A 209-nucleotide genomic window follows, 5' to 3' on the forward strand; every position below is an offset into this window, starting at 1 on the left:
TCGCCCCAGTGATGTACTGTTCCCCAGCCTTCGCGGCGAGCAAATGACCCGCCAGACCTTCTGGCACCGCATCAAGCACCATGCCCGCGTGGCCGGTATCGACAAGCCGCTGTCCCCGCATACGCTGCGCCATGCCTTTGCCACCCATTTGCTCAACCATGGCGCCGACCTTCTCTTGGTGCAGATGCTGCTTTGCCGTAGTGATGTGG

At 61.7% G+C, this 209-nt stretch carries 1 protein-coding gene; it reads left to right on the forward strand.

Going from position 1 to position 209, the window contains the following annotated elements; translation table 11 throughout:
- A partial coding sequence (locus RRF55_RS29390; RefSeq protein ID WP_439419511.1) for a tyrosine-type recombinase/integrase occupies positions 1 to 209 on the forward strand: 209 nt, incomplete at both ends.

The sequence above is a fragment of the Klebsiella sp. K47 genome (assembly GCF_051858335.1).
In the GTDB taxonomy this organism is placed as follows: Bacteria; Pseudomonadota; Gammaproteobacteria; order Enterobacterales; family Enterobacteriaceae; genus Klebsiella; species Klebsiella pneumoniae.